26 protein-coding genes are annotated in these 26,160 nt (G+C 47.5%); 12 read left to right on the top strand and 14 right to left on the bottom strand.

The window, feature by feature from the left end; translation table 11 throughout:
* Positions 1–47: 47 nt before the first annotated feature.
* The 3 genes from GOU96_RS01530 to GOU96_RS01540 all read left to right on the top strand — a co-directional run bounded on the left by GOU96_RS01530 (position 48) and on the right by GOU96_RS01540 (position 2,274).
* Positions 48–608, top strand: coding sequence for a mechanosensitive ion channel domain-containing protein (locus tag GOU96_RS01530; protein WP_000456055.1), 561 nt, complete (start codon positions 48–50; stop codon positions 606–608).
* A gap of 2 nt (positions 609–610) precedes the next feature.
* Positions 611–1,957: a magnesium transporter gene (locus GOU96_RS01535; RefSeq protein ID WP_114822802.1), complete on the top strand. Its 1,347-nt coding sequence runs from the start codon at positions 611–613 to the stop codon at positions 1,955–1,957.
* A gap of 110 nt (positions 1,958–2,067) precedes the next feature.
* Complete coding sequence (locus GOU96_RS01540; protein ID WP_248522048.1) at positions 2,068–2,274, top strand: hypothetical protein; 207 nt, start codon at positions 2,068–2,070, stop codon at positions 2,272–2,274.
* Between the two features lie 80 nt (positions 2,275–2,354).
* On the opposite strand, the gene GOU96_RS01545 is transcribed toward GOU96_RS01540, so the two are convergent.
* The 6 genes from GOU96_RS01545 to phhA form a co-directional block, all read right to left on the bottom strand.
* On the bottom strand, positions 2,355–3,776 hold the full coding sequence (locus tag GOU96_RS01545; protein WP_033928066.1) for an aspartate kinase: 1,422 nt from the start codon (positions 3,774–3,776) through the stop codon (positions 2,355–2,357).
* Complete coding sequence (locus GOU96_RS01550; RefSeq protein WP_000637105.1) at positions 3,776–4,192, bottom strand: ectoine synthase; 417 nt, start codon at positions 4,190–4,192, stop codon at positions 3,776–3,778. The genes GOU96_RS01545 and GOU96_RS01550 overlap by 1 nt, the downstream gene beginning before the upstream one ends.
* 35 nt (positions 4,193–4,227) lie before the next feature.
* The gene (ectB, locus tag GOU96_RS01555; RefSeq protein ID WP_258502369.1) at positions 4,228–5,493 is read right to left on the bottom strand and encodes a diaminobutyrate--2-oxoglutarate transaminase; all 1,266 of its coding nucleotides are present in this window, start codon (positions 5,491–5,493) and stop codon (positions 4,228–4,230) included.
* Positions 5,494–5,516: 23 nt separating this feature from the next.
* A complete protein-coding gene (gene ectA, locus GOU96_RS01560) occupies positions 5,517–6,059 on the bottom strand; it encodes a diaminobutyrate acetyltransferase (protein WP_185835272.1) in 543 nt (180 codons plus the stop codon).
* Positions 6,060–6,738: 679 nt separating this feature from the next.
* The gene (locus GOU96_RS01565) at positions 6,739–7,068 is read right to left on the bottom strand and encodes a 4a-hydroxytetrahydrobiopterin dehydratase (RefSeq protein WP_000883441.1); all 330 of its coding nucleotides are present in this window, start codon (positions 7,066–7,068) and stop codon (positions 6,739–6,741) included.
* Positions 7,058–7,852 (bottom strand): phenylalanine 4-monooxygenase, encoded by a 795-nt coding sequence (gene phhA, locus GOU96_RS01570; protein ID WP_134987623.1) that lies wholly within the window; start codon positions 7,850–7,852, stop codon positions 7,058–7,060. The genes GOU96_RS01565 and phhA overlap by 11 nt, the downstream gene beginning before the upstream one ends.
* 233 nt (positions 7,853–8,085) lie before the next feature.
* On the opposite strand from phhA, the gene GOU96_RS01575 reads away from it, so the two are divergent.
* The 3 genes from GOU96_RS01575 (at position 8,086) to GOU96_RS01585 (ending at position 11,309) form a co-directional block, all read left to right on the top strand.
* Positions 8,086–10,065, top strand: a complete 1,980-nt coding sequence (locus GOU96_RS01575; RefSeq protein WP_134987624.1) for an acetoacetate--CoA ligase — start codon at positions 8,086–8,088, stop codon at positions 10,063–10,065.
* 130 nt (positions 10,066–10,195) lie between these two features.
* Positions 10,196–11,113: a LysR family transcriptional regulator gene (locus tag GOU96_RS01580; RefSeq protein WP_181743283.1), complete on the top strand. Its 918-nt coding sequence runs from the start codon at positions 10,196–10,198 to the stop codon at positions 11,111–11,113.
* Position 11,114: 1 nt separating this feature from the next.
* Entirely contained in the window at positions 11,115–11,309 is a 195-nt protein-coding gene (locus GOU96_RS01585) for a hypothetical protein (protein ID WP_001882642.1), read from the top strand.
* A gap of 303 nt (positions 11,310–11,612) precedes the next feature.
* On the opposite strand, the gene GOU96_RS01590 is transcribed toward GOU96_RS01585, so the two are convergent.
* Positions 11,613–12,191, bottom strand: a complete 579-nt coding sequence (locus GOU96_RS01590) for a class I SAM-dependent DNA methyltransferase (protein ID WP_069213445.1) — start codon at positions 12,189–12,191, stop codon at positions 11,613–11,615.
* A 195-nt stretch (positions 12,192–12,386) separates the two neighbouring features.
* On the opposite strand from GOU96_RS01590, the gene GOU96_RS01595 reads away from it, so the two are divergent.
* The gene (locus tag GOU96_RS01595; protein WP_001054352.1) at positions 12,387–13,265 is read left to right on the top strand and encodes a LysR family transcriptional regulator; all 879 of its coding nucleotides are present in this window, start codon (positions 12,387–12,389) and stop codon (positions 13,263–13,265) included.
* Positions 13,266–13,458: 193 nt separating this feature from the next.
* Positions 13,459–14,355 (top strand): cation diffusion facilitator family transporter, encoded by an 897-nt coding sequence (locus tag GOU96_RS01600; protein ID WP_000337249.1) that lies wholly within the window; start codon positions 13,459–13,461, stop codon positions 14,353–14,355.
* A gap of 31 nt (positions 14,356–14,386) precedes the next feature.
* Here GOU96_RS01600 and yddG read toward each other — a convergent pair whose 3' ends face one another.
* From yddG to GOU96_RS01620, 4 genes are all read right to left on the bottom strand, one after another.
* Complete coding sequence (gene yddG / locus GOU96_RS01605) at positions 14,387–15,334, bottom strand: aromatic amino acid DMT transporter YddG (protein WP_000813133.1); 948 nt, start codon at positions 15,332–15,334, stop codon at positions 14,387–14,389.
* A 76-nt stretch (positions 15,335–15,410) separates the two neighbouring features.
* Positions 15,411–15,983: a sugar O-acetyltransferase gene (locus tag GOU96_RS01610; protein WP_001292091.1), complete on the bottom strand. Its 573-nt coding sequence runs from the start codon at positions 15,981–15,983 to the stop codon at positions 15,411–15,413.
* Positions 15,984–16,126: 143 nt separating this feature from the next.
* Positions 16,127–17,440, bottom strand: coding sequence for a hemolysin family protein (locus GOU96_RS01615; protein WP_000007485.1), 1,314 nt, complete (start codon positions 17,438–17,440; stop codon positions 16,127–16,129).
* A 154-nt stretch (positions 17,441–17,594) separates the two neighbouring features.
* On the bottom strand, positions 17,595–17,999 hold the full coding sequence (locus tag GOU96_RS01620) for an OsmC family protein (RefSeq protein WP_001148882.1): 405 nt from the start codon (positions 17,997–17,999) through the stop codon (positions 17,595–17,597).
* Between the two features lie 892 nt (positions 18,000–18,891).
* Between GOU96_RS01620 and GOU96_RS01625 the strand changes: the two genes are divergently transcribed.
* The 3 genes from GOU96_RS01625 to GOU96_RS01635 all read left to right on the top strand — a co-directional run bounded on the left by GOU96_RS01625 (position 18,892) and on the right by GOU96_RS01635 (position 22,087).
* Positions 18,892–19,377 carry a dCMP deaminase family protein gene (locus GOU96_RS01625; RefSeq protein ID WP_000624159.1) on the top strand — a complete coding sequence of 162 codons (486 nt, stop codon included), beginning with the start codon at positions 18,892–18,894 and terminating at the stop codon, positions 19,375–19,377.
* Between the two features lie 748 nt (positions 19,378–20,125).
* Positions 20,126–21,562: a glyceraldehyde-3-phosphate dehydrogenase gene (locus GOU96_RS01630; protein WP_000074419.1), complete on the top strand. Its 1,437-nt coding sequence runs from the start codon at positions 20,126–20,128 to the stop codon at positions 21,560–21,562.
* Between the two features lie 300 nt (positions 21,563–21,862).
* Entirely contained in the window at positions 21,863–22,087 is a 225-nt protein-coding gene (locus GOU96_RS01635) for a hypothetical protein (protein WP_042988366.1), read from the top strand.
* Between the two features lie 48 nt (positions 22,088–22,135).
* On the opposite strand, the gene GOU96_RS01640 is transcribed toward GOU96_RS01635, so the two are convergent.
* The 3 genes from GOU96_RS01640 to GOU96_RS01650 form a co-directional block, all read right to left on the bottom strand.
* Entirely contained in the window at positions 22,136–22,750 is a 615-nt protein-coding gene (locus tag GOU96_RS01640; RefSeq protein WP_000176953.1) for a LysE family translocator, read from the bottom strand.
* A 281-nt stretch (positions 22,751–23,031) separates the two neighbouring features.
* The gene (locus tag GOU96_RS01645; RefSeq protein ID WP_000353820.1) at positions 23,032–23,337 is read right to left on the bottom strand and encodes a hypothetical protein; all 306 of its coding nucleotides are present in this window, start codon (positions 23,335–23,337) and stop codon (positions 23,032–23,034) included.
* 8 nt (positions 23,338–23,345) lie between these two features.
* Positions 23,346–24,665, bottom strand: coding sequence for an NAD(P)/FAD-dependent oxidoreductase (locus tag GOU96_RS01650; RefSeq protein WP_267781086.1), 1,320 nt, complete (start codon positions 24,663–24,665; stop codon positions 23,346–23,348).
* A gap of 221 nt (positions 24,666–24,886) precedes the next feature.
* Here GOU96_RS01650 and yjeH point away from each other — a divergent pair, with 221 nt between their 5' ends.
* Positions 24,887–26,131 carry an L-methionine/branched-chain amino acid transporter gene (gene yjeH, locus GOU96_RS01655; protein ID WP_094392596.1) on the top strand — a complete coding sequence of 415 codons (1,245 nt, stop codon included), beginning with the start codon at positions 24,887–24,889 and terminating at the stop codon, positions 26,129–26,131.
* Positions 26,132–26,160 lie beyond the last annotated feature (29 nt).

Raw genomic sequence — 26,160 nt, forward strand, 5'->3', positions numbered from 1 at the left:
ACATACAATTCCGTTAAGGTGATTTGAGCATAACGGTGAGATACACGATGGAATACCTAGCTTTATTACAAACCCACTATAAATGGTTGATGACAATACTCATCATCGTCTTATATCCGCATATTTCACGGATAACCTTACGCCTGTTCGAAAGTATGCTGACCGGACGGGTGGACATTCACCGTTTGAAACGCGCGCGTTGGCTGATCCGCACCTTACTCTTTCTCGTGATGCTGTTTACGACCTTGATTTTGTGGGGCATTGAGTTACGGGGTCTACTGGTGGTCGGCTCATCCCTATTTGCCTTGCTCGGGGTGGGTTTGTTTGCCGGTTGGTCACTGCTGAGTAATGTCACCGCATTCTTAATTCTGTTTGTGCAAAATCAGTGTCGGATCGGCTGCTGGGTTCGCATCGTCGATGGCGCAAACTTTATTGAAGGCAAGATCATTGACATGGCGCTGCTGAATGTTGAATTGGAAACCCTTGAAGGCAACCGCGTGCTCTACCCTAACAACTTATTTATTGTTCGCCCTGTGATTGTCTTACAAAAGGCACCCGAGAAAGCGGTCAAAAAACCAGAAAGAAAACAGCTACCCAAGGGATTGTAATTTTGAGCGAATACCAAGAGTTATCTCAACAAATTGAATTGATTGCCACCGCCGAAGAATCCGAGCAAACCCATCTACTCGGTGAGATGGTGGAAAATGGCTTAGATGAAGGCTCGATCGCTCTGATTTTAGAAGCGTTTCCCGTGGAACAACGGGTACGTTTATGGCGCAGTTTGCCACTGGAGATGCACATAGATGTGCTGACCGAGATGCGCGCCGAGGTGCGGATTTCGGTCATTAACGCGCTGTCGGAAATTGAACTCAAACTGACGCTGGCTAAGCTCGATAACCTGTCACTGATCGAGTGGGAAGACTCGCTACCCGATGACATCATCAGTGAAGCATTAAGCCTTATTAACCGTGATGAACTTGAGCTATACGATCAAGCCAACGAGTTTGCGGATGACGAAATTGGCCACTGGGCGGATCGAAAAGTTTATACCTTGCCTTTTAGCATCAGTGTTCGCCGCGCCAAAGTCTTGTTGGATAAATATCACTACGACTCCCCTCAATATATTTACCTCATCAACAAAGCCAAAAAGTTCCGTGGTTTAGTAAGCTTTAGTGATGTATTGCAAGCCGAAGAAACAACTCAGCTCAAAAACTTGCGTATGGAAGAACTGGTGACGCTCAATGCGCAGCAAACCTTATCAGACGCGGTGGATGCCCTCGAACACACCACTTTGCCAATTGTGCCAGTGCTGAGTGACGATGAAACCTTGATTGGTGAAATTGACTGGCATTTTGCGCTCAGCGTGCAACGTGAAATGTATGAAGCACGTCTGATGGCCGGTACCGGTATGGATGAAGGTGATGATCTGTTCGCGCCAGTCATCAAAAGCTCGAAAAAACGCGGGTTGTGGCTCGGCATTAACCTTCTGACCGCCATTCTTGCCTCCATCACCATTGGCTTATTTGAGAATGTAATTTCGCAAGTTGTCGCTTTAGCGGTGCTGATGCCGATTGTCGCTTCGATGGGTGGCATTGCGGGAAGCCAAACCTTGACTTTGATGGTACGCGCGATGGCACTTAATCAGATCACCGTGGGTAACCGTTTTGCCTTACTGAAAAATGAGCTCGGCATTGGCTCAATCAACGGCCTAGTCTGGGCGCTGATCATCGGTGGCATGGCGGCACTTTGGTTCCAAGAGCCGGTGATCGGCGCAACCATTGCGCTGGCAATTGTGGTCAACATTATTACCGCAGCATTATTTGGGGTGTTGATCCCGATAATTTTGGACAAATTCAAGCTCGATCCCGCGCTGGCAGGTTCGGTTATTCTCACCACCGTGACCGATGTAGTCGGCTTTTTTGCCTTCCTCGGCACCGCCAGTTTGGTGATGTTGTAGCCGCCATCAAACCCTAGAAAAAATTTTTATTTCCCCTCTTGAACTTCGATTTTCTTACCCTATTTATATCGGCGAGTGGTAGGTAAGGTGAACAGGGCAAGGAGGGCGAAATGACGAAACTGCCTCATTTACAGTTGAGTGTTGTTGAAACGCAGCCAAAGACTCATCCGGCCAATGCTTGGCCTATGAGTATGAGCTTTCCGCAGCGCTGCCAAGACAGGGTGCTGATGCCACCTTATCGTAGCGTTTTCCCTACTGTGGTATTGGTGGTTTACATCAATCAGGCTCAGCAGCAACCTAGCCCGACCTTGCACTGATGATTGCTGAACTTGGTCTAAGAGGCAGATTTTTCTGCCTCTTTTTTATTGCTCGACTTTTTATTCAACAAGTACGGAGTTTACGCCACTTTTCTCGCTGACGATGGTTGTGCAAAGGGCATTAACGCTTGGTGCAGCACGCACACCCCGTTTGCGTAATCCGCATCATCCACCACAAACTGCACATTCACATTACGCATCGAAGAGTGCGCGGCCATGGGTTGCAACTGGCGTTCCAGTAACGCTTGTAATCCTTGGGCGAGCACTTTGTTGGTTTCCATGTGCGCACCGATCGCTGAGATCAGCGCAACCATTCGCCCTGAGACTTTCGCTTGCGGATAACGCTTCTCCGCTTGATAGCGAATGTGATTGAGTGGCTCGCTGCTGCCACTCAGATAATAAGTGACTGAGTTGGCGTTCATCTCTTTACCAATCAACTGCACTTTCGCTGCGTGGATCCATTCAATCAATTCATGGCTGACTTTATCCATCATCCCGACCATGCTTTGGTCAAACAGATGCAACGCAAACACTTTATCTCGTCCTGCAATGATCTCCACTCTATCTTGCTGCGGCTGATGTGAGGCTGTAATTAACGTGCCAGAATGGTCAGGTTCAAAGGTATTTTTGATCCGCAAATCGATATTACTTTGTCTTAACCCTGCTGCCGCGTTGGGGTGGATCGCCTCCATACCGAGATTGGCCAGTTGATCCGCCACATCGAAATTGGTTAAGCCAATCGGGCGCACTTTTTCTGCGCCGACCAGGCGCGGATCGGCCGAGCTCAAGTGATACTCTTTGTGGATGATGGCTTGCTGAGCGCCCGTGACCACCGCAATTCGACTAAATGTCATTTCGCTGTAACCGCGATCATACGTGCGCATCAACCCTTCTTGGCAAGAAGCGTAGCCAGTGACGATCGGCAACTCACTCGTCACATCAATATCGCGAAACGCTTCTTCAATCACCTGATCGAGGTTGCCTTGTGTCGCTTCGCACCAACCAGACAAATCGACAAAGCGGGCGTTAACACCTAGTGTGTTGAGCTTGAGTGCTGTGTTATAAGCGCTGTGCGATTCACCGAGCGAGGCAAGAAACTCGCGTATTTGCGGTAAGTATTGGCGCAGCGAAAACTGTCCATATTGGCAGGTTTGCAAAATGTTCTGGATGCAGGCTATGGCTTCGGCTAAACGAGCACGAATAAATTTATCCGCGCGTAAACGCGTCATTGCATCTGCAAACATATTTTCGTTAATCAGCAGCATGCGCTGTTCTAGGGCGTAAACCGCATCACGCCAACTCTCATCATGCTTGGCTATTTTTTGGTAAATCCCAGGCGCACCAGTGCGTTTGCATTCCAGTAAGGCATCGGTCATGCCCGAATAAGCCGAGACCACAAATACTCGACCATAGAGCTGCTCGGGCCTGAGTAAAATATTTTCCAATACCGCATCAAAAGCGGTCATCGAAGTACCACCGATTTTCTCTACGGTGTAAGACATCATTTCTCCTTATGACATTGTGATATCAATTCACTTTTATCCAGCGGATAGACACCTTCCGCATCATGAATTTCGTGTCCAGTGAGTGGCGGATTAAAGACGCACGCCATCACCATCTCGCTAGAAAAGGCGCGCAAGTAGTGTTCATCATGTTGATCTAGGATGTACAAGGTTCCTGGTTGGATCGGATACGTTTTACCACCCACAACCTCAATTTCGCCTTCACCCGACATGCAGTACACCGATTCGAGGTGGTTGCGGTAGTGAATATGCGTCTGGGTGTTTGCGTAGAGGGTCGTGATATGAAAAGAGAACCCCATATGGTCATCTTTCAATAACATACGCACACTTTCCCAGTTTTCTGCCACCACTCGACGTTCACTTTGGCGGCACTGCTCTAGCGTTCTAACAATCATGTTTTCTCCTTATTTTTGTGCTTGTTTCGGATGAGTCAGGAGGCTTGCTGCAATCCACGCGGTGCTATTCGAGCAGCACTACGCTCAATAATGGTCAATCCGTGCGCGAGATCCGCTTCGGTTATGGTGAGGGGACAAAACACTTTCAGCACCTCATCTTCTGCACCCGCAGTTTCAATAATCAACCCTTTTTGAAAACAGAGCGCGGCAATATCGCGGGCAATGTCCCCATTATGGCAAGCCAGACCTTGCATTAAGCCGCGTCCTTTTAAGCCAGAAAATAACGTCGGATAACGACTCAAACACTGCTGCAATGCCTGAGTCACTTGCTCACTGCGTGCGGCGATATGGGTTTGAAAATCCTCATTCGCCCAGTAGGCTTCTAGCGCGCGAGTAGCGGTGACAAAAGCATGGTTATTGCCACGAAAAGTCCCGTTGTGCTCTCCCGGTTTCCATTGATCCCACTCGGGCTTAAACAGCACTAATGCCATGGGTAGTCCGTAACCGCTGAGCGATTTCGATAAGGTCACCATATCCGGCTCGATGCCGCTTGGCTCGAAACTAAAGAACGTCCCCGTACGGCCACAACCCGCTTGAATATCATCCACAATCAACAAAATTTGCTGAGCACGGCAGATCGCCTGTAAACGTTGTAACCAAGCGTCCGAAGCAACGTTCAAACCTCCCTCGCCTTGTACTGTTTCCAGTAATACCGCGGCAGGCTTATCTAAACCGGACGAGTTATCTTGCAGCATGGTTTCAAACAAAGTGAGTCCATCAACGCCCGCGTAGCCATCATAAGGCACACGATAAACGCCTGAGAGTGCTAAACCCGCGCCTTGACGATGATGCTGATTGCCCGTCGCGGCAAGTGCCCCGAGTGAACAACCGTGGAAACCATTCGTAAATGTCACGACGTTATGACGGCCCGTCACTTTGCGCGCCAACTTTAACGCCGCTTCGACCGCATTGGTTCCGGTTGGGCCAGTAAACTGCAGTTTGTAGTTCAATCCACGCGGCTCAAGAATGTGCGTTTGCAGCGCCTCAATAAACTGCGCTTTGGCTTCAGAATGCATATCCAATCCGTGAGTTAAGCCATCACGTTCGATGTACTCAAGGAGAGCTTGTTTGAGGACAGCATTATTGTGGCCATAATTCAGCGCGCCCGCGCCGGAGAGAAAATCCAGATAAGCGTCGCCTTGCTGGCTGTAAAGCCAACTGCCTTTGGCATTGCCAAATAGCACTGGAAAATGATTCGCATAAGACTGCACTTGAGATTCGTGGTGTTTAAAAATATCCATAACCAGATTTGTTATCCTTTAGGTCAGTTCGATGATTGAAGAGGTATGCGATAGAGATATTCCGTGTCGTGTTCTCCTTCAAAATGACAGGTTTTATCCAAAAAAGTGGATACACTGCCTTGCTCTCCCTGCTCTCTATCGAGCTTTTGAAACAGCCGCCAAGACGCTTGATTGGAGCGCGTAATGGTGGTTTCAAGAACCGTGATGTCGGCTAAATCCTCGCGCGCCAGCAGATGTTTGAGCATCTGATAGGCTAAACCTTTACCGCGTGCACTGGGGTGCACCGCCACTTGCCAAATAAACAACTCGTTCTGCTGTTCCGGCTTGCGATACGCAGAAACAAATCCGACCAACAACTCTTGCTGTTCAGCCATCAAACATGTTGTTTGAAAATGACTGGACTGCAGAAAGTTGCAATAAGCTGAATTCTGATCGAGCGGCGCACACTGCGCGATGAGCTCATGAATCGACAAACCATCTTCCTGTGTTGGCCGACGAAATACCCACGGCAGCGCAGGTTTGTGCATGATTTGCGGATAAATCATCCAAGGCGTAGCGGTAAACATCACAACAGTTTCCTTTGTGTTCAAATCAAATGTTTATTTTCACCCTAGCAGGACAAGCAGATATTTCAAGCTTTAATCACAATAAATGTCTATCCAAAGCTCAAAAATCCCTTTGTAAGGAATAAAAATGCTTTGAACTGAAACATAAAATGAATTTTAAAATACCGATGAAATTGATAGGCAGCCAGTGCTAACTCGCGGATTAACACCCAAACGACTTGACGTTGCAGGTAGGGGCAAATGACGAAGAGCTCAGATACACGGTGTGATTGGTGTGAACGAATGCGGCCAGCACGGCTACCGCTTCACGTAAGAAATGGCTATTTTCGATCTTTCGGCCCATACGGGGATGGATTTAGCAGAGGTTTGAAGCGGATTGCGAGCCGTTGCATTTTGCAATTGCACAATGCAACCAAATGAACAGCAACTCCGCAAGAAATGCACAAAAACCACACAAATACGTGCCTATTAAACTTGGCACAGATAGTGCATTTATAGGAATGACCCTTAATTAAGCCGAGGGTCACCTAGCCAACTGACGTTGTTAGTGAATGAAATTGTTCACATTTGTTTTATCAGCCAATCACCCTTTTGTGATTGGCTTTTTTCTTTTTAATCCCTGAACAACTAAAAACCATTTAGCCTGCAACATTCAAGGTGTGAAGGCGTTTTCCAACGATTATGTTAAGGCGTCACACTTCGCAGCACAGATAAAATCATTTTTGTGTAGACCTTTGATGGAATGACTCCACCAAGTCACGGTCACGTTGCCCCATTCTAATAAAATGGCCGGATGATGAAATTCTTGTTCTGCCAATTCAGCAATTTGATTAGAGAATGCCCACGCTTGTTTAAAGTTTTTGAAGCGATACCGCTTTTCAAGTTGGGCAATACCGTCTCGGTGAATTAATGCCCAACCATCCAGTTCACTGAGCAGCTGTTGCTGCTCTTCTGATGTCAAACCGATAGCGTCTGCACTGCACGCTTCACAACGTAATTCATCCAGCATGTTGTTGTTCCTTTGGTTGAAAAAGAGGCGGGAGTAACCCGTCTTGCATAGCTTGCCACACCAAGCCCATCACATCGCGTTGACTGAGTTGATACAGTTGACTGAGATCCGGCAACACATAATAAATCGGCTGCATGATATCAATGCGGTAAGGAGTGCGTAGCACTTGCATAATATCGAACGGCTCACGTTTTGGGATTGTGCTTTCTGAAGCGTAAAGCGTTTCACCCGGTGACGACAAAATGCCCCCGCCATAAATTTTGGTTTGTCCCTGTTCTTGGACTAAGCCGAACTCAACCGTAAACCAGTACAAACGCGCTAAGTAGCTACGCTCTTTGGGGGTCGCTTTAGCACCTAACTGGCCATAAACATGAGTAAAAGCGGCGAAATCAGGGTGCGTGAGCATAGCGCAGTGACCATACACTTCATGGAAGAAATCCGGCTCTTGGAGATAATCAAACTCCTCTCGACGCCGCAAAAACGTGGCCACTGGAAACTTCTTATCGGCGAGTAAGGCAAAGAAGCGATCAAAACTGATCAATGCCGGAACAGGCTCAACTTGCCAACCGGTTTCTGTTTGCAATACTCGGTTTATTTCCGGCAATTGTGGCAGGCGATCTGTCGGCAAATTAAGCATATTCAAACCATCTAAATAAGCTTGGCAGGCTCTGGTTTTCACCACCTCTTGCTGGCGAGTGATCAGCTCATGCCAAACAGCATGCTCATCCTGATCCCAATCAATATGACCATGCTCACTAATGGGTTTAGAGTGATACTGAGTCATCGCCCTACTCCTTAACAAATTCATTACATTAAGCCTACCTAGCCCAATCTGAACTGCCAATGGGACCTTGCTCAATTAAGACAATACTGATGTAACAATAATTTTACAATTGTGCACTTTTTAGTTATTTTTCATAGGCCTGATCCTGACCAGTCAAGTTGACTTTCGAACTTGCGAGGACAAAACTTGTTCACAGTGATCACGTCAGAATTGATTTTTAGACAGGGAATATTATGTCATCGACTACACCATTGTGGACGCCAAGCCACGAGCGCATTTCCGCTTCTAACCTGCAACAGTTCATCGCACATGTGAACATGCAAGGTGAAGCGATCGACAGTTATTCTTCGTTGCATCAGTGGTCTGTTGCTGAAACACGACAATTCTGGCTTGAGGTGTGGCAATTTTGCGATGTGATCGGCTATCGCGGAAACTGCATTATTGGTGAGGGACTACCTCGTTTTGGTAAAACCATGGTTCCCGCTCGTGATTCGATCTGGTTTCCACAAGCTCAGCTCAACTACGCAGAAAACCTACTCTCATACGCATTCCAAAATCCCGATGGGATCGCCCTCTGGTTTAAAAATGAAAATGGCCATACCAAGAAATTCAGTTGGCAGCAGTTGTGTGATCATGTTTCCGTCGTTCAACAGTGGTTGGCACAAAATGGCGTTGGAGAGGGTGATGTCGTGGCTGGCTATCTTCCCCACTTACCCGAAACCGTGATTGCCATGTTAGCCGCCACCAGTTTGGGGGCAATCTGGACTTCGACGTCACCGGATTTTGGCGTGGAAAGTGTGATTGAACGCTTTGGTCAAGTTCAACCGAAAATTCTGTTTTGTTGTAATGGCTACACGTTTAACGGTAAATCGTTTCCCATGCAAGAGCGTAATGCTCAGATAGCGAGCGCCCTACCGAGCCTGGTCAACACCTGTCAAATTGAATATCTGCAAGATCGCAACTTCACACCGAATTTCAATGATAGCTTTTCTGACTGGCAATCGATTTTCGCCAGTTATCAACCGCGAGGAGTCGAATACCGCCGGATTGGTTTTAACGATCCACTATTTGTTTTGTATTCCTCTGGAACAACGGGCAAACCGAAATGCATCACGCACTCCGTTGGCGGTACGCTACTCAACCATTTGAAAGAGCATCAGTTACACTGTGATATCCAGCCACAAGATCGCGTGTTCTATTACACCACAACAGGTTGGATGATGTGGAACTGGCATGTGTCTGCACTCGCCAGTGGCGCAACCTTAGTGATTTATGATGGGCATCCACTCTACCCACAAGCGGGAGCGTTATGGGCTCTGGTTGACGAAGCCAAAGTCAGCTTGTTTGGCACCTCTGCCAAGTACCTAGAAACACTGAAAAAAAATCAGTTTTCTCCATGCGATTTTTACTCATTAAGCCACTTAAAGACCCTGTGTTCGACCGGTTCGGTGCTCTATCCTGAGCAATTTGACTATGTGTATGAGCATGTCAAATCCGATCTGCATCTGGCTTCTATTTCTGGTGGCACGGATATTTGCGGCTGCTTTGTGCTTGGTAACCCTATTTCTCCGGTTTATCAGGGCGAATGCCAAAGTGCGGGCTTAGGTTTGGATGTCGTGGCTTACAATCAGCATGGAGAGGCCATCGTCGCTGAGCGTGGAGAGCTGGTATGCCGAAACAGTTTCCCCAATCAACCGATTGGATTTTGGCATGATGATGGCAGCCGTTATCACCAAGCTTATTGGGATAAATACCCGGGAGTTTGGCATCATGGCGATGAAATCGAAATCACCGACCAAGGAGGTGTATTATTCTTCGGTCGCAGCGATACCGTTCTGAACCCGGGTGGTGTTCGGATTGGCACGGCTGAAATTTATCAGCAAGTCAATGCATTACCTGAGATCCACGATTCGATTGCCATTGGCCGCCAGATTGACCGCGATGAACAGGTGATTTTGTTCGTTCAACTCGCGCAAAACGTCCCCTTTAATGAGGAGCTGCAGCAGAAAATCCGCAGCTTACTGCGCGAACGCTGCTCTCCACGCCATGTTCCTGCTCACATTTATGCCATCAGCGAAATCCCGCGTACGAAATCGGGCAAGCTGGTCGAACTGGCCGTCAAACAAGTGTGTCATGGTGACGAAGTGAAAAACCTTGGGGCTATCGCCAATCCACAAGTGTTAGCGGAAATAGAAAGATTACTTACGGCATAAACCATGACTCGGAAAATACGATAACAAACTGATTACACGGCATAATCCGAGTTATCTTGGCACATTTATCGGTTTGATTTTCGTGCCACAGTGGTATTCTTGGCTCAGCTGTTCTCTGCATAGACTTTTTATGGATTATATTCACCTCTCCCGATTTAGCTTAAAACACCTGACAGCCCTGCATGTCATGCTCAACACGCGCAGTGTTACCCAAACCGCCGCTCGACTGTGTGTAAGTCCATCCAGTATCAGTAAAATACTCGCTCAATTGCGTGAACTGCTTAATGACGACCTTTTTTACCGGGATGGAAATCAGTTGATCCCGACCCCTTATGTACAGCAAATGGGGCCAACAGTGCATCATGTTCTGTCCAGTATGAATGGCTTATTGCACTGCACCGAATTCGATCCTCAGGCATACCAAGGCCACTATCGTTTAGCGATGCGTGAAAGTACATTTGAGCTATTTGCGTCCAAAGTCACTGCGATTCTCGCCGCTTGCTCATCCGAGCTCTCCATGACGATTCACTCCAAAGAACATTATGGGTTTGAGGCTTTGCAGAGTGGCTTGATTGATTGCATTCTTCTGCCACATGACATCAGCCAGCCACCAACCTTTGCCCAAGACTTAGTTTGGCAGGTAATCGAATCGGATGAGCTGGTCTGTTTGATGAGCGCTGATCATCCTCTCGCTCACACTGAACTCAGTGTCGAAGCCTACCTTGCTTATAAGCACATCGGCATTCTCGATAATGAGCTCAATGAGCCGTATTTTGAGAAGTACCTGACTCAGCAACACGAAACTCGACGTATTGCTGTTGCCACTCCTGACTTTGGTGCAGCAGCCATCTTGTGTCGGCAGACACACTTGCTGCTCACCTGTTCAAAGATGTGGGCGGATCACGCAATGCAAGCTCAAGGCTTGGTGCAAAAAACCCTACCCTTTGAATATGGCAAGGTGGCTTATAGCTTAGTCTGGAACAAACCCAGCATGAATGACCGAGCTATTCGGTGGCTATGCCAGCAACTGAACAGCCAGTTAACTTGAGATGAAAATGGGTGAAAAAGGAAAGGGTCAGCAAACGCTGACCCTTTCCTTTGTTGCTCTGTTTTTGATTTTTGTTAATAACCCTAGCCATGAGTTGTCAGTCAATAAACAGAAACTGAGACGTGTACTCGGGGAACTGAGTCTCGTCTTTGATTATTCAATCATTAGTTTAGGTGCAAGGTTGAATTTTTGTTAGTGAAAAGAAGTAAATGGTCAATTTACGATTTGGAAAAGATATGCAAATCACATTGTTAACGAAATTGATATGTAATAACCCAATGAATTAAACAGTGTCGGTAAGATTTATCCCCAAACAACTTGGAGTTACAGGTAGGCGGCAAGTGAGAGAGTCCCCATGAGCATAGATAAACGATGTGATTGGGGTGAACGAACGTAGCCAACACCGCTGCAGCTTCAAGTAGGAAGGGGGATAGCAAAAAGCGAAAAAATAAAGCCGCTGTACAAGTAGCGGCTATAACAAACTCTATGAATCAATGAATCACTTACGAGCAATTCCAACCACAACAGGTTGTGTGCCTTGTGCGGTGGTGACATCAAACACGACCCGAGTCTCCACGGCAGAGAACCCCGCATTACGCAGCACAGATTCAATCTCAGTTGTGCTCAAACCTATTTCCGATTTGCCATCGGCTAACCAATCAAAATGCACAAAATACCCGCCTTCATCCACTAGCGTGAAAATAATATCGGTCACATCTTGAAGATTCGGTAAGAAAGCGCATACCGATGAGGCAACGACCAAATCAAACTGTTTACGAAAGGCTGGATGTTGAGCAACCAAACCACGGGTTAAGCAATCCACCACAGGCTCAACGTTGCGTAGTTCTTTGCGATCCAGCTCCTCAATCATGGCTTCTGATGAGTCCAGCGCAACAATATCACGAGCAAGCGGCGACATCCGCTGACTTAGCAAGCCTGTACCACAGCCAAAATCCAAAATATGCTTTCCCTGCAAAGAGAGGATTTTTGTCAGATGTTCAAATACGCTTTGCGCAAAAGCATGGGTCGCTGGGTCTTTTTCCCAATTTGCTGCGTACTCATCCCAGTCGTGTGCCATCATGGCCTCCGTATTACTTCTTGTATTCGGGCAATGCTGCCAAGAGTAAACCAAAATGAAGTCAAGTTCATAGAGTTACAACGCATTCTTTGTTAAGAAAATCCATTTCGACCTCATTTGTCGAGAATTTATGCCGATAGGCAGCACATTGAATTTTGTTTATTATCCCAAAAGTTTGAACCACTTGGGTCTGCTATGAACCTGTCACAAATCGAAGCTTTTTGCACTATCGCCAATACAGGCTCCGTCTCTGAAGCCGCGCGTCAACTCGATTGCAATCGTACTAAATTAAGCATGGCGATCAAAGCGCTGGAAAAAGAACTCAATGTGGCGCTGTTTGTGAGAGCGGGTAACTACTTAACCCTTTCCGAAGCGGGCAAAGCCGTTTACAAAGATTGCGAGAGTTTACTCATCACGGCATCACGTATCCGCCAGACTTGCGCTCAAGCGTGCAGTGAATTTGCCGCCGAGATGTGGATCGCGCGTGATGATTCACTCCCAGACCATTTTTGGCAAGATATCGCCAGCCAATTGCACAAACTCTTTCCCAACACCTCTTTTAATATGGTTTTGGCCTCCAGTGGCGATTTAGCCAACTTGGTCGCGACACAACAAGTCAACTGCGCTTTCGGCGTCGATTATGAGCGCTTGGACGATCCACGCATCACTTACCAACCTTTGGGTAAAATCCGCCTCATGTCGGTGTGTAATAGCCAGCATCCTTTGGTTAAACAAAAACGAGTTAGCGATGAGGAACTGCGTAAATTCATGCAAGCCGTCATGGTCTATCTTAATGAAAAAGATAACCCGAACCTGCAGCCTTTCTCCCGTCGCTATATCGGCTTCTCAAGCTTTGAATATATGCTCAATACAATTTTGAGTGAGAATGCATGGGGCGTATTGCCTGAGCCATTGATTCGTCACTATTTACGCGAGCAGCAACTGACCGTGATTAAACATACGTACGGTCTCACGCAAGAAGACTTCTGCTTATTCCAACCTATCGGAATGCATGATAACCCTGCCATTCTCTGGCTCAGTGATAAGGTGAGTGATTATCTGTTTGATTTCTAGACATCCCCCTCCTTTCTAGGCATGTCCGCACTCAGCGTCAAAAATACTGACACAGGAAAAGTTAATTAAGCATCTGTTTTAATTATATTTATTTTAAAATAGAAATTTATCTTCCTCTTATCGACGTAAATCGACATTGCGATTCCCCCATGAATCGCCAGAATGTGCGGCGAAACCTACGAGGAAATTAACGATGTGTTCTCAATCCAATTTTAATGAAAAGCGTGTTTTAACGCTTTCTGCCCTTATCGCATCAGGCTTTGCTGGCAGTGGTTTGCTAGTCGGTCTACTCGTCGGCTCTATGGTCATTGTCTTTGATGGTGTCTATTCGCTGGTGAGTTTACTGTTAACATTATTGTCGCTGGCGGTATCACGTTTTATTCAAAAACCGTCTGACGCTCGCTTCCCTTTTGGGCGCGCAGTGTTAGAACCCCTGGTTATCGCGATAAAAGGCTTAGTGATCTTGCTGATTGTCAGCTATTCACTCTACTCCTCGCTCACCGCTCTCCTCAGTGGCGGACGCGAAGTGGATCCTTCTATCGCCACCTTATTTGGTGTGTTTAGCGTCACCGGTTGTGCTTTAGCTTGGTGGAAAATGGCAGGCTTAAGCCGACGTCACCCTTCCGGGCTGATTGCGGCAGAAGTCAAACAGTGGCAGATGGATACCTTGCTGAGTTTAGTGGTCATGGTTGGCTTTATTGCCGCTTGGTTAATCAACCTAACCCCTTGGGCGCATTATTCGGTCTACGCCGATCCGATGATGATGCTGTTGATGTCGTTTTACTTTATAAAACTTCCACTTGGGATGCTGAAATCCGCTCTGCGTGAAATATTGTTGATGGCTCCAAGCCACGATATACAGCAAGCCGTATCACACAGTGTTCAAGCCACGCAAGAGCACGCCGAACAACCACTTGAGCTTTACGGTGTGGCTAAAGTCGGACGTGAACTGTGGGTCGAAGTGGCGTTAAAAACGGCCGAGGATGATTCGGTTGAGGTAGAAGATATTCAGCGTATCGAAAACCACTTGCAGCAAAGCTTGGCGGCATTACCTTACCAATTACAGCTCACGGTGAGCGTTGCCCGCTAACTCATCTCAGCCCGCTTTCGCGGGCTGAATGTTAACTTTGTTCTTTAAGCGGCGGAGGCGTTTCAGGCTCTTCCCCTGTTGATGAACTCGACTCGCGAGTCACCCACCAGCAGATCAGCGAACCGAATGTCACCATGATCACTCCCTGCCAGAAACTTAACCCGAGGACCACCCCTAAAATCAGCGATGAAAATAAGGTTGAGATAACCGGCGTAAAGTAAGAAAGCGTTGCCAGCAGCAACATGTTCCCCCGCAAAATGGCCACATTCCACAGTGCATAACCACTTCCCATCACAATGCCCGTTAATAACAGCGTCACCATGCTCGACCCAGTAAAAGAGAGTGCCGGCTCATTACTCAAAGCGTATTGGAGCCAGAGTGTGGCAGCGGTCGCGGCAAAAAACAGTACGATGGCATTCTGCCCTCGTGCTAAACGTTGGGTTACATTGCAGTAAATCGCCCAGATAAAAGCGCCCGTTAATGCCATAGCATAAACCGCTGGATTGGTAGCGATGCGAGCTGAAAAATCGGCGAGCGAAATGCCTTGTTCGGCGACAATAGTCCACGCGACACCAGCGAAAGCCAAACCCACGCTCGGGTAAACCCAAAAGCTAACCGCACGCTGACTGAGCAACACCGCGATCAATACGGTTAAGGCTGGCCAAAGGTAGTTAATCACCGACATTTCTATCGCTTGTAAGCGATCGCTCGCCATACCGAGTGCTAAGGCAAGGCAAATTTCGTAACTCACGAACAGCGCACCGCCAATCAGAATATAGCGACTCGATCCCGCTTTGAGTCGAGGCATCCCCATCGCAAACAGCAAAAACAGCGTACTCACTGTGTAGATGAGCGCCGCGCCGCCAATCGGTGAAAACTCCTCAGCAACACGACGCGTTAATGCCATCAGGCTTCCCCAAAGCAAAATGGCCGCGACACCATACAAGGTGTGTTTATGAGTGATGAATTGCTGTTTCACAGTAAACCTCAAAGTGGTAACCCCTTCCCTACCTATCACGTCAAGCAGTTGAGGGATAAAACGCCAAGCCGTGCGATCATTCTGCCATTGATTCGGCAGGATCTTTCAGTGAGCGCAAAATACGCGCAGGAGTGCCACCGACTAACGTATCCGGTGGAACATCCTGATTGACCACGGAATTCGCCGCTACGACAGAACGAGCACCAATCGTGACCCCTTGATTAATGACGACATTTCCGCCAATCCAGACATCATCTTCAATCACAATCGGTTTGCAGATGGTTTCCCACGCTTGGCGACGACGATAATCTAAAGAGTGCGATGCGGTGTAAAATTGAGTACTAGGGCCGATTAATACGTGATCGCCAATCGTGATGGGGGCACCATCCAACATCACCACGTTCATGTTGATGAAGGTGTGATCGCCAATACGAATGGTTTTGCCAAACTCACAGTGAAAAGGAGGCTGTACACAACTTTTATGACCGAGATGACCAAACAGCTCACGTTGCAGTGCATAGCGCTCCGCTTCATCAAGACTTTGGTTGATCTCGAGCTTGAGCCTTCCCGCTTGGCTGCGCAGTGCCTCAATTTCCGCGGATGCGCCGTCAAAGTGTTCACCTTTGAGCATTTTTTCTAATTCGCTCATCTTCATTCCCCCGTGATTTATGAACGTCCATTACTCAGCTATCCCCCAACCAGTTGGCGATACAGCCTCCAGTCGTAAGGGGATAACATGGTTAATCACTCATCAGTAAATGAAAAGTGCAAATAAGAGCAAATCGGTTTCCTCTATTCTTCTTTGACGATTGGTTCGAGAGGTTCAACGCGACTCACCAGAAGCTGATCGACTTTGTAATTATCGATGTCCACCACTTCAAATTTATAGCCGGCATAGACCACTGAATCCGTACGACGCGGGATCTTACGCAGCATATACATCATAAATCCTGCGATCGTTTCGTAGTTTTGTTGCTGAGGAAACTCTTCAATCGCAAAGGAGCGCATCACGTCGGTGATCGGTGTCACCCCGTCTACTAGCCATGAGTTGCCATCACGCGCGACGATTTGCTCTTCCCCTTCGGCAAGCACCCAAGTGCCCATGACTGCGCTTTGTAAGTCGTTGAACGTCACAACGCCTACGACAAGCGCGTATTCGTTCATCACCACCGCAAAATCAACGCGGTTAATTTTGAAGTACTCCAACGCTTCCGAAAGGCTTAACGTATCGGGAATAATCGGGCATCCAATGACCACATTGCTCTCTTTGAGATTCATTCCTTGGCCATTAATTACTCGAATTAACAAGGCCTTCGAGTCAACGTAACCTTTAATCTGATCCAACTGCCCATCACAGACCAAGAATTTGTTGTGCGGATGCTGAGAAATTTTCTGCTTGATCACTTCCTCACTGTCGCTGAGGTTAAGAAACACCAAACTTTCGCGCGCCGTCATGGCCGATGTCACTGGAATGCTCTGCATTTCAAACACGCTTTCCATCATCTGTTGCTCACCTTTATCCAGCACGCCCGCTTCTGCGCCAGCATCCATCACGGCATAAATGTCGTCAGAGGTGATCTCATCATTACGCTCGGTCGGTACACTGAGGGCGCGAAACAGCAAGTTCGCCAATCCATTGAAGAACCAAACAAACGGTTTTAACAAAGTAATGCAAATCAGCATGCCTCCCACCAAACTGGTGGCAATTCGCTCTGGCATCGCCATCGCAATCCGCTTTGGCATCAAATCCGCAATCAAAATAAACATACTGGTTACGAGCATAAAGGAGAGCACAAAACTCGCTTGTGATAGGAGATTGGCTGGAATCAATCCTTCTAGCAGCGCTCTGATGTAAGGAGTAAACGCCGATTCCCCCACAATACCGCCCATAATGGCAACCGCATTGAGGCCAATTTGCACCACAGTGAAAAAATTGCCTGGCCGAGCTTGCAGCTCTAACACCCGCTCGGCACGCTCATCGCCTTCATCGGCCATCTGCCGCAAACGAATTTTGCGCGCCGCAGCCAAAGAAATTTCTGACATAGAAAAGAAACAACTGGCAGCAATCAGCGCCATGATGATCGAGATGTTTTCGAAAAAACTCATAGGTGTACACCCAAAATCAATAAAACCAAACGGCTTAAAACACGAGTAACAGAGAAGATAAGCGAGAGATAAACACCTCTTTATCCGCCTCGTTCAGCATAGACGAACACGAGACGGATAGAGAGGCATACTGCAACGTCAAGCAGGAAAAGGATTACTCGGTGCGGATTTCCCACGAATGAGTCATATCAACACCTTTCCCGAGCATTAAACATACTGAGCAGTATTTCTCTAGAGAATCAGCGGTGACGCGCGCTACGATCTCTTGATCCAGATCTTCACCACTGACGACAAAATGGATATTGACTTGAGTGAACAGTTTCGGCGCGGTATCACGACGCTCAGCAGACAATTGCGCGGTACAACCATGGATTTTTTGTCCCGCTTTTTTCATGCCATCCACAACATCGACAGAGCTGCATCCACCTGCGGCCATCAACACCATTTCCATTGGACTTGGAGCACTCGCTCCACCGTTCCCATCCATTACAATCGAATGACCGGAGTTAGATAACCCAATAAAACGAAAATCTTCAACCCATTTGACTTGCGCTTGCATAACGGAACCCCACTAAAGTAAATGACCGCCAGTATGTTAGCACAGTGGCATACGGAAAGATGCCAAGAGACAAAAGCGAAGCTAAAAAAGAAAACCCCACTAAGCCTAAGCTTAGTGGGGTTCAGTTCTCACTCGCAGCAATCCCGCTACTAATAGGTGCTCCCTGCATCTATTCCTTGATAGTCTGCTGTGTCCTTCAGCGCAATCCGTTTCATCGCCTTCCTAGCGGTGTCCCTTCCTCTGTCATCCTGACAGAACTCGCTTAGTCCTTTAAGTTGTCCATTAACTCTCCGTTTATAACCATCCTAGTTATTAAGCGTCCAGCTAACGTCCTTTGCTCTCCTTGCCGACCATTCATCCTGAACAATCGAAATCTTCGTCCTGAAGATGACCAATCCTTGGGTCTTTCCTGTTCCGTGTCCGCTTCCTGCTGACGAATTGACTTTACGATATGAGCGTATTTCAGCAAGCGCTGTTGAGCATTTTTATTACTGGTCGATAGGCAAATTCAAACAGAAAACAAAATAAATCAATAACATAAAAACAAAACAAATTTAAAGTCTGCAATCAAAAGCTAAAATCTCTTACATCAGACGTAAGAGATCTCGCACAAGATAAATCCTAAAACAAGAAGGTTCTGCTTTTTCGCCCTTCGCACACTCTGTGATGCCGCTCGCAAGAGTTTTCCCACTCATTCAAACCAAGAAAAGCTCCGTGTTCACAACAGAGAGATCTCCAAACGACTTTGCCTAGCAAAGACCACAAATGCTTCAAGTAGAGAAAGGCTATAGACTCTTATCACAAAAATCAGGATAGTATCAGCGAGAGTAATGTATTGGGCTTACGTACTCGATGGCTTGACCAATGTCGCGAATGAATGAGGAACAACGACATGATTTCAAAATGGGCGCAACGTTTTTTCCAAATGGCTGAATTAGTTGGCTCGTGGAGTAAAGATCCTTCCACGCAGGTAGGCGCTGTGATCACCAAACAAAACCGGATTGTCTCCGTTGGCTTCAATGGCTACCCACACGGTATCTCTGACAGTGCCAGCACCGATGACCGTGATATGAAGTATTTGAAAACGCTGCACGCGGAAGAAAATGCGATTTTGTTTGCCAAGCGTGATTTGGATGGCTGTGAGATTTACGTCACCCACTTCCCTTGCCCTAACTGCGCGGCCAAGATTATCCAAACTGGGATCTCTGCCGTACATTGTCCTGAGCAATCCGAAGATTTTCTGTCACGCTGGGGCGATAAGATCAAAGTCAGCCAAGACATGTTCTTACAAGCTGGGGTTAAAGTGCATTGGCTACCTTTGGTTGAACTGAAGCACATCAATACGATTGAGCTGCCTTCAGAATCGAGCAATCCATAAACGGAAGCGATATACCCAAACAACTTGGAGTTACAGCCAACACCGCTGAAGCTTCAAGTAGTAAGGGGATAACCAGCAACCATCGTACTTATAAATGGGACACCGCTGTCCCATTTTTGATTTTTGTAGCAGCGCACCGCTTCCACGTTATCCGCTGTTTTTTCTCTCTTATGCGCAGATGACAAAGATCGCCTTCCAGCACTTTATTCTGCCAATTTTCGCGAAGCACTGCGCATTGAATTGCAAAACGCAAATTTACTCACTGAAAAAACTTTGAACTTAGTCATTATCGGAACGAAATAAGTCGCCAACTCTGCCAATGTCAACCCTGACTAAACCTTAGTAAATCGACCAAACACTCATCAAAATCACTACTATTACGTGATATATCAATGCATTATTTTTCCTAGCAGAAAAACGATCACAACTTTACAATCGCGCCACATAAAAATAACAACCATCCGCTTGGGTATGCCGAAATCGGATATCCCAAACCACTTGGCGTTGCAGATAAGCAGCAGGTGAGTTCATCACTATGGGGATAGATAAACGGGTATAGATAAACGCTATGCTCAGGGTCAATGAATCTAGCCCATGCTGCTGCGGCTTCGAATAGAAAACATTATAGGATGGTGCACACTCCCCCTACTTAAGTGTGTATAAAAATAATCTGTATCAACACTCTCCCAAAACTGTGGCGATGCCCAGCGAGGGAATTAACTCTAACGTGAAAGGTCCCAAGTCAACCATGAGTCCAGAGAACTACTTTCTAGACTGGCAAAAAAGCCAAACCCTTGCAGAAACCCTGTCTCCCTTAATTGGTCAACTCTATCGCCAGAAAGGGGTTGAAGCCGTGTTGTGCGGTAAAACCCTGATTAATGCGACCACGATCGACATCATTAAGACTCACCGTGTCGCTCGGCGCTATTTAAGTGAGCCTTTGGCACTCGATAAGACCTTACCCTTAGTGCAGCAGTTATCGACGCTTGAGTTAGCCCCCTGCCGAATTGATATTGGCCAACTTGCCAGCCAGTATTGGCAGCAACATGACGATGAGCATGGTTTGAATGATTTTCTGCACACCGCATTAGACGCCGCACTCCAACCCGCTCAGGCTATTGAGCCCAAAGATGTGGTGCTGTATGGATTTGGCCGAATTGGCCGTCTACTCGCCCGCTTACTGATTGAAAAGAGCGGCGCAGGTTATCCGCTGCGTCTACGGGCGATTGTTGTGCGTGGTGGAAAAGAGGGCGATCTTGAAAAACGTGCCAGTCTACTCCGTCGAGACTCGGTTCATGGTCAATTCAACGGCAGTATTACTATAGATAAAGAGCGTAAGGCACTGATCGCAAACGGGAACTTCATCCACGTCATTTATGCGAATTCCCCACAAGATGTCGATTATACCGCTTACGGCATTCATAACGCTTTGGTGGTGGATAACACGGGCGTATGGCGCGACAGTGAAGGCTTAAGCCAGCACCTTGCCTCTCCGGGAGCGAGTAAGGTTCTGCTTACTGCGCCGGGTAAAGGCGATATTAAAAACGTGGTGTTTGGGGTCAATGAATCGGTGATTCAGCCGGAAGACACCATTATTTCAGCGGCAAGTTGCACCACAAACGCGATTACTCCGGTGTTAAAAGCGGTGAATGACCGTTTCGGCATTACTTCTGGACACATCGAAACCGTCCACTCTTTTACCAATGATCAAAACCTGATCGATAACTTCCACAAAGGTGAGCGTCGTGGTCGAGCGGCATCACTCAATATGGTGCTTACTGAGACAGGCGCGGCTAAAGCCGTTGCTAAAGCGCTTCCTGAGTTAACTGGCAAACTGACGGGTAATTCGATTCGCGTCCCGACTCCGAATGTGTCGATGGCGATAGCCAATCTCAATTTAGCTCATGCCACGACTAAGCAAGAGCTGAATGCTTACTTGCGAGAAATGGCTACCCATTCTCCACTCTCAGGACAAATTGATTACACCGAGTCGACTGAAATTGTTTCCAGCGATCTGGTGGGTTCACGTTATGCGGGTGTGGTCGATGCCACAGCAACGATTGCACAAGATAGCCGTTGTGTTCTGTATGTTTGGTATGACAATGAATTTGGCTATAGCTGCCAAGTGGTACATTGCATGGAACAGATGATGGGTGTGCGTTACCCGACCTATCCCGCTCAATAAATCACCGTCTCCACAACAGACCCAAACTGCGTGCAGCGAAGCTCGATAGTCTCGTGACAGGTGGAATGGGTCAAACAATAACAACCATAAGTCGTGCTGCGCTGATCGCTTCGCGATGAGCAACACCGACCTCTCCCTCAAGCTTGCCGCCTAACTGATGTGGGCGGCTTTTTTGTATCGACTCACCCGCTTTAGGTCAGAAATACGTCAAGTTTGTCCTGTTATGGTGAAAATGAACATTGTTCATTTTCGATTAATCTGGTCCAGGGTAAGGTGGCTCTGTTACTTGGAGGAACCATTATGAACCGATTCCTGATCACCTTACTGTCACTGATTACTGGTGTGTTCGCTTTGATCTTTAGTCTGCTGCTCGCGATTCCATTGACTATCGCAACGTTAATTACGGGCAAACGTTTAGAAAAACAGCTCAAAGCACGCGCGTTTCAATTCAAATCTTCCGCGACTTATCAGCCTCATGCCAATGTGATTGAAGGGGAATGTGAAGAGATCTCGCCACGCCGTTAACAAGATGACGAGAGGGTTTGAGGTCAGCTCAAACCCTAATGAAATGAGTTACACCGTCCACAACACTCGGATCGCTAACGCAATCAGCACCAGGCCAGACAGCCTGTCGATGAGCACGGCGCGGGCGCGCAATTTATCGAGTAAACGAGGCGAAGATAAAATCAGAGTAATGAAGCTATACCAAAGACCATCAACCACTAAGGGAGTGATGACAATCGCAGCCTTACTGGTCAAATCCGAGCCTACCGCGACGTATTGACTAAATAACGCGATAAAAAACAGCGCAATCTTAGGACTGAGCAGAGAAATCAGTAGCCCTTCTCTGGCTGATTGCCATACGCTGACCGACTCGCCCGACTCTAACTTAGCCGCGACCCCACCTTTTGAACGCAGAGCGTTCCAGCCCAAGTAGGCAAGATAGGCGGCACCCGCATAGCTAATGGTTTTAAACAGCACAGGAGATTGATGCAGTACGACGGCCAATCCGATCAGGGTAATAAAGGCATACACCCCAATCCCGAACGCATGAGCCCAAGCAGCGGCAAAGCCGTTCTTACGTCCCCCTGCCAAACTGTGTTTAGCCACCATTGCCAAACTCGGCCCCGGCGACATCGCCCCTAAAATACAAATCGTAAATAGCGATAACCACACTGTCAGTGTCATGCAAGCTCCTAAAACCAAAGACTGAGCGAGCAACAATATAAGCAAATGAAGGGGAAATACAGTCGAAATCACAACAATTCTCAAAACGACCGCGAGAATAAGAAAGGTTGGAAGAGAAGATGAATGACGTGGTCTTATCGAGCCAATCTAGCAAGTTGGCGGCAACTGAGTGCCCCCAATGAGCATAGACACACTATGTCATTGGGGTGAACGACGCCAACATCGCTGCTGCTTCAAGTAGGACAATGATAAGAAGAATCAGGTTGGATAGCGGTTCAAACTCAATGACTTAACCACTTGCGCACAACCAGCCAAGTATAAAGTGTGGCACCAACACCAATGCCCACTAGAGTCACGATATCAAAGGTGGTTGCCACATACCCCAACGATGATCCCGTTATGGTCGGTGCAAGCAACATGACCGCAACACCGATAACGATCGCTAAGAGCAACGCTTTACCATCGGCTGCGGGTCTCTCTTTACCTACCCATAAACTCACCACAAAAATCGCTAAAAGTAGGATCACCAACCAGAGATAAGGCTGAACTGTGTACCAAAGCACCGTTGCAATACTGAGAATATCCATAGGCCCCCCTAAACTCGACCAGACAACATAGCGTTATACGCCGGCTGCAACATTTGTTCTTCCATTACCCAAACCGCCCATGACTCTTCTGTCGGGTCAATGAAACTAAAGGATGGCAATAGCACATTGTTGTAACCAAATTCCGCCAAGATCGCTTTTCCGATTCCGGTGATCAGTGGGCAGGAGGTATAGCCGTTGTAGGAGGCTTTTAACTCATCTCCTTTGAGAAAAGCCATCAAGTTAGCTTCAATCACTGGTGCTTGCAGCTTAACACTGGCGGCGGTTTTACCAAGCGGCACACCAATCACATCTCCAATACCAAAAATATTGGGGAAACGGCGATGTTGCAGGGTGAACTGATCCACTTCTAACCAATTGTTAGCAAAGGGTCCTTCTTGCCAAACCAGATCCGATTCTAAGATCGCCGTCGGCGCTGACATCGGGGGCACAACATGGATAAAATCGTACGCTTCTTCGACTAAGCTGCCATCTTCTTGTTGGAAATAAGCTTTCTTGGCGGCCACATCCATGGCTTTAAGAATGCGGCTGTAGTGCAAATCGACACCTTGCTGCTGCCAACGTTCAACGACAAATTGATTGTACAGCGGGACAGAAAAAACACGGTCTTTGTAGGGGGTAAAAAATTCTACTTTGAAGGCATTCGGCTCAGGCCTTTTTTCAACGCGCGATAAAGTAGTAAAGGTCATCTTCAGCGGCGCGCCCGCGCATTTTAAAAACGTGTTGGGCAGGGTAAAAATTCCTCGACCTTTCCCACTATCCAGCCAAGCATCAATTTGCTGGCTGGTTTTAAGTGCCCCCTGCGGCCCCGCATACACACTGCCAATACCATTGCTACCAATCATGTCAGGGGTTAACCCTTCAATCTGGTCATAATTCAGCTGACAGCCTGTGGCCACAACGAGAACATCAAAACTCAGTGCAGTGCCATCTTCCAACGTGACGCTTTTGGTTTCAGCATTGACGGCTTTGACATCTTGAGCCACCCAATCGACTCCATTAGGCAACCAATCCTGAGTCTGACTCACCACTCGTTCTGGAGCCCATAAACCAGATGCAATCATTGTGTAACCGGGTTGATAAAGATGCTCCTTGCGCGCTCCAATCAACGTAATTTTATTTCCGGTTAACCGCTTTCTTAGGCGGTTAGCCATTGCTGTCCCAGCTGCGCCGACACCCATAATCACGACATGCGCAGTAGTATTAAGCGTTTGTGCTGAAAGAGAGAACGGAGCCACTGACAGCATGCCAGCAGTAACACCGAGTTTTAAGAATTGACGTCGAGACGATGACGTTGTCTGCTGAGACATATGCACCTGCCTTTAATTTAGCTATCACTAATTAAAGGTTTGGTTGATGAAGTCATTTTCGTCAAGTATTTGGGCACAACTTCAAACTATTGTCGCGATTTCATAGTGTAACTGTGATTCTACGCGTGCTTTCAGCGGCCAATATAAATGTGTCTCGCGAAGATGAAAGCCGCTCATAAAGTCGGTATGCTAAAGCTCAAATTCTGTGCAGGTGGCGTAAAGTGAATCAACTGAAAAAGGATATTTCTCTGGGAGCAGGAATTGCTCAACTTTCCACGACGTTAATGGGGACCGGGCTGTTTATGGTTCCAGCGATTGCCGCAGGGATCGCCGGTGTATTCTCACTCTGGGCATGGTTGCTGCTGTTTGTTGCGATTTGCCCGATCGCCTTGACCTTTGCGCAATTAGGTAAACGTTACCCCAATGCGGGAGGCACCGCTTACTTTGTGCGCCAAGCATTTAATCCACGCCTTGAACGTGCAGTGGCATGGTTGTTTCTCAGCGTTATTCCTGTGGGCGTTCCTGCGGCAGTCACGCTCGCCGCAAGTTTTCTGCAAGCCTTACTCCCAGCGCCTTTGGCTAACCCACTGCTGACCCAAACTCTAACTATATTGCTCTTAGTTGGGGTTAATTTGGCGGGTACTAAGTCATCAGGCCGTTTACAAACCCTCATCGCGTTGGCCATTTTCAGTTTGGTGATTGCTTTTTGGTGGCGTGGTGAAGTAACCACGCAAGATTTGGTCATGCCTGCATTAACACAGGAAGGATGGAGCTCGATTGGAGCCGCGCTGGCAGTCATGTTCTGGTGTTTTGTCGGCATTGAGGCTTTTGCCCATATGGGAGAAGAGTTTCGTAATCCGCAACGCGATTTTCCATTGGCGATTTTGATCGGCAGTTTTGTCGCTGGATTGACCTACTGGGCGTGTTCCGTCGTCGTACTGAAATTTGGTGCCTTTGGCACTCCTCAATTTGATAGTGGCGCGATTCCTTGGCTCAGTGACCAACTGTTTGGCACTCGCTGGGCAATCATGATCAGTGTGATTGGCTTTTTAGCCTGTTTTGCCAGTCTGAACCTTTATACCCAAAGCTTAGCACGCATGGTGTGGGCACAAGCACGAGAATATCGTCCTGAAAGTGCGATCGCTCGCGTCTCGATTCGGGGGGTTCCTGCCCACGCAACGTTACTCGTCGGAGTGGTGCTGTTTGCTTCTTGCTTTATTGGCCATTTGACTGGGCTTGATCTCGAATTCTTCCTCAAACTGGCGAATGGCATTTTTGTGTTGGTTTACTTATTGGCGATGTTAGCCGCATTCAAACTCCTGACGGGGTGGAGTAAACACCTTGCTGGCTTAGCTCTGGTTTTGTGTGCTGGAGTGTTTCTCTGTTTAGGCTGGTCAATGCTATACGCTCTAGGCGTCTTTGTGCTACTGATTCGGCCATGGCAAGCTCGGGTGCAAACAATCTAATGGTGTGGAGTGGTAGTTAAGATTAAGAA

Origin of the sequence: Vibrio sp. R-1 (assembly GCF_035615595.1) — a bacterium.
Classification (GTDB): domain Bacteria; phylum Pseudomonadota; class Gammaproteobacteria; order Enterobacterales; family Vibrionaceae; genus Vibrio; species Vibrio cholerae.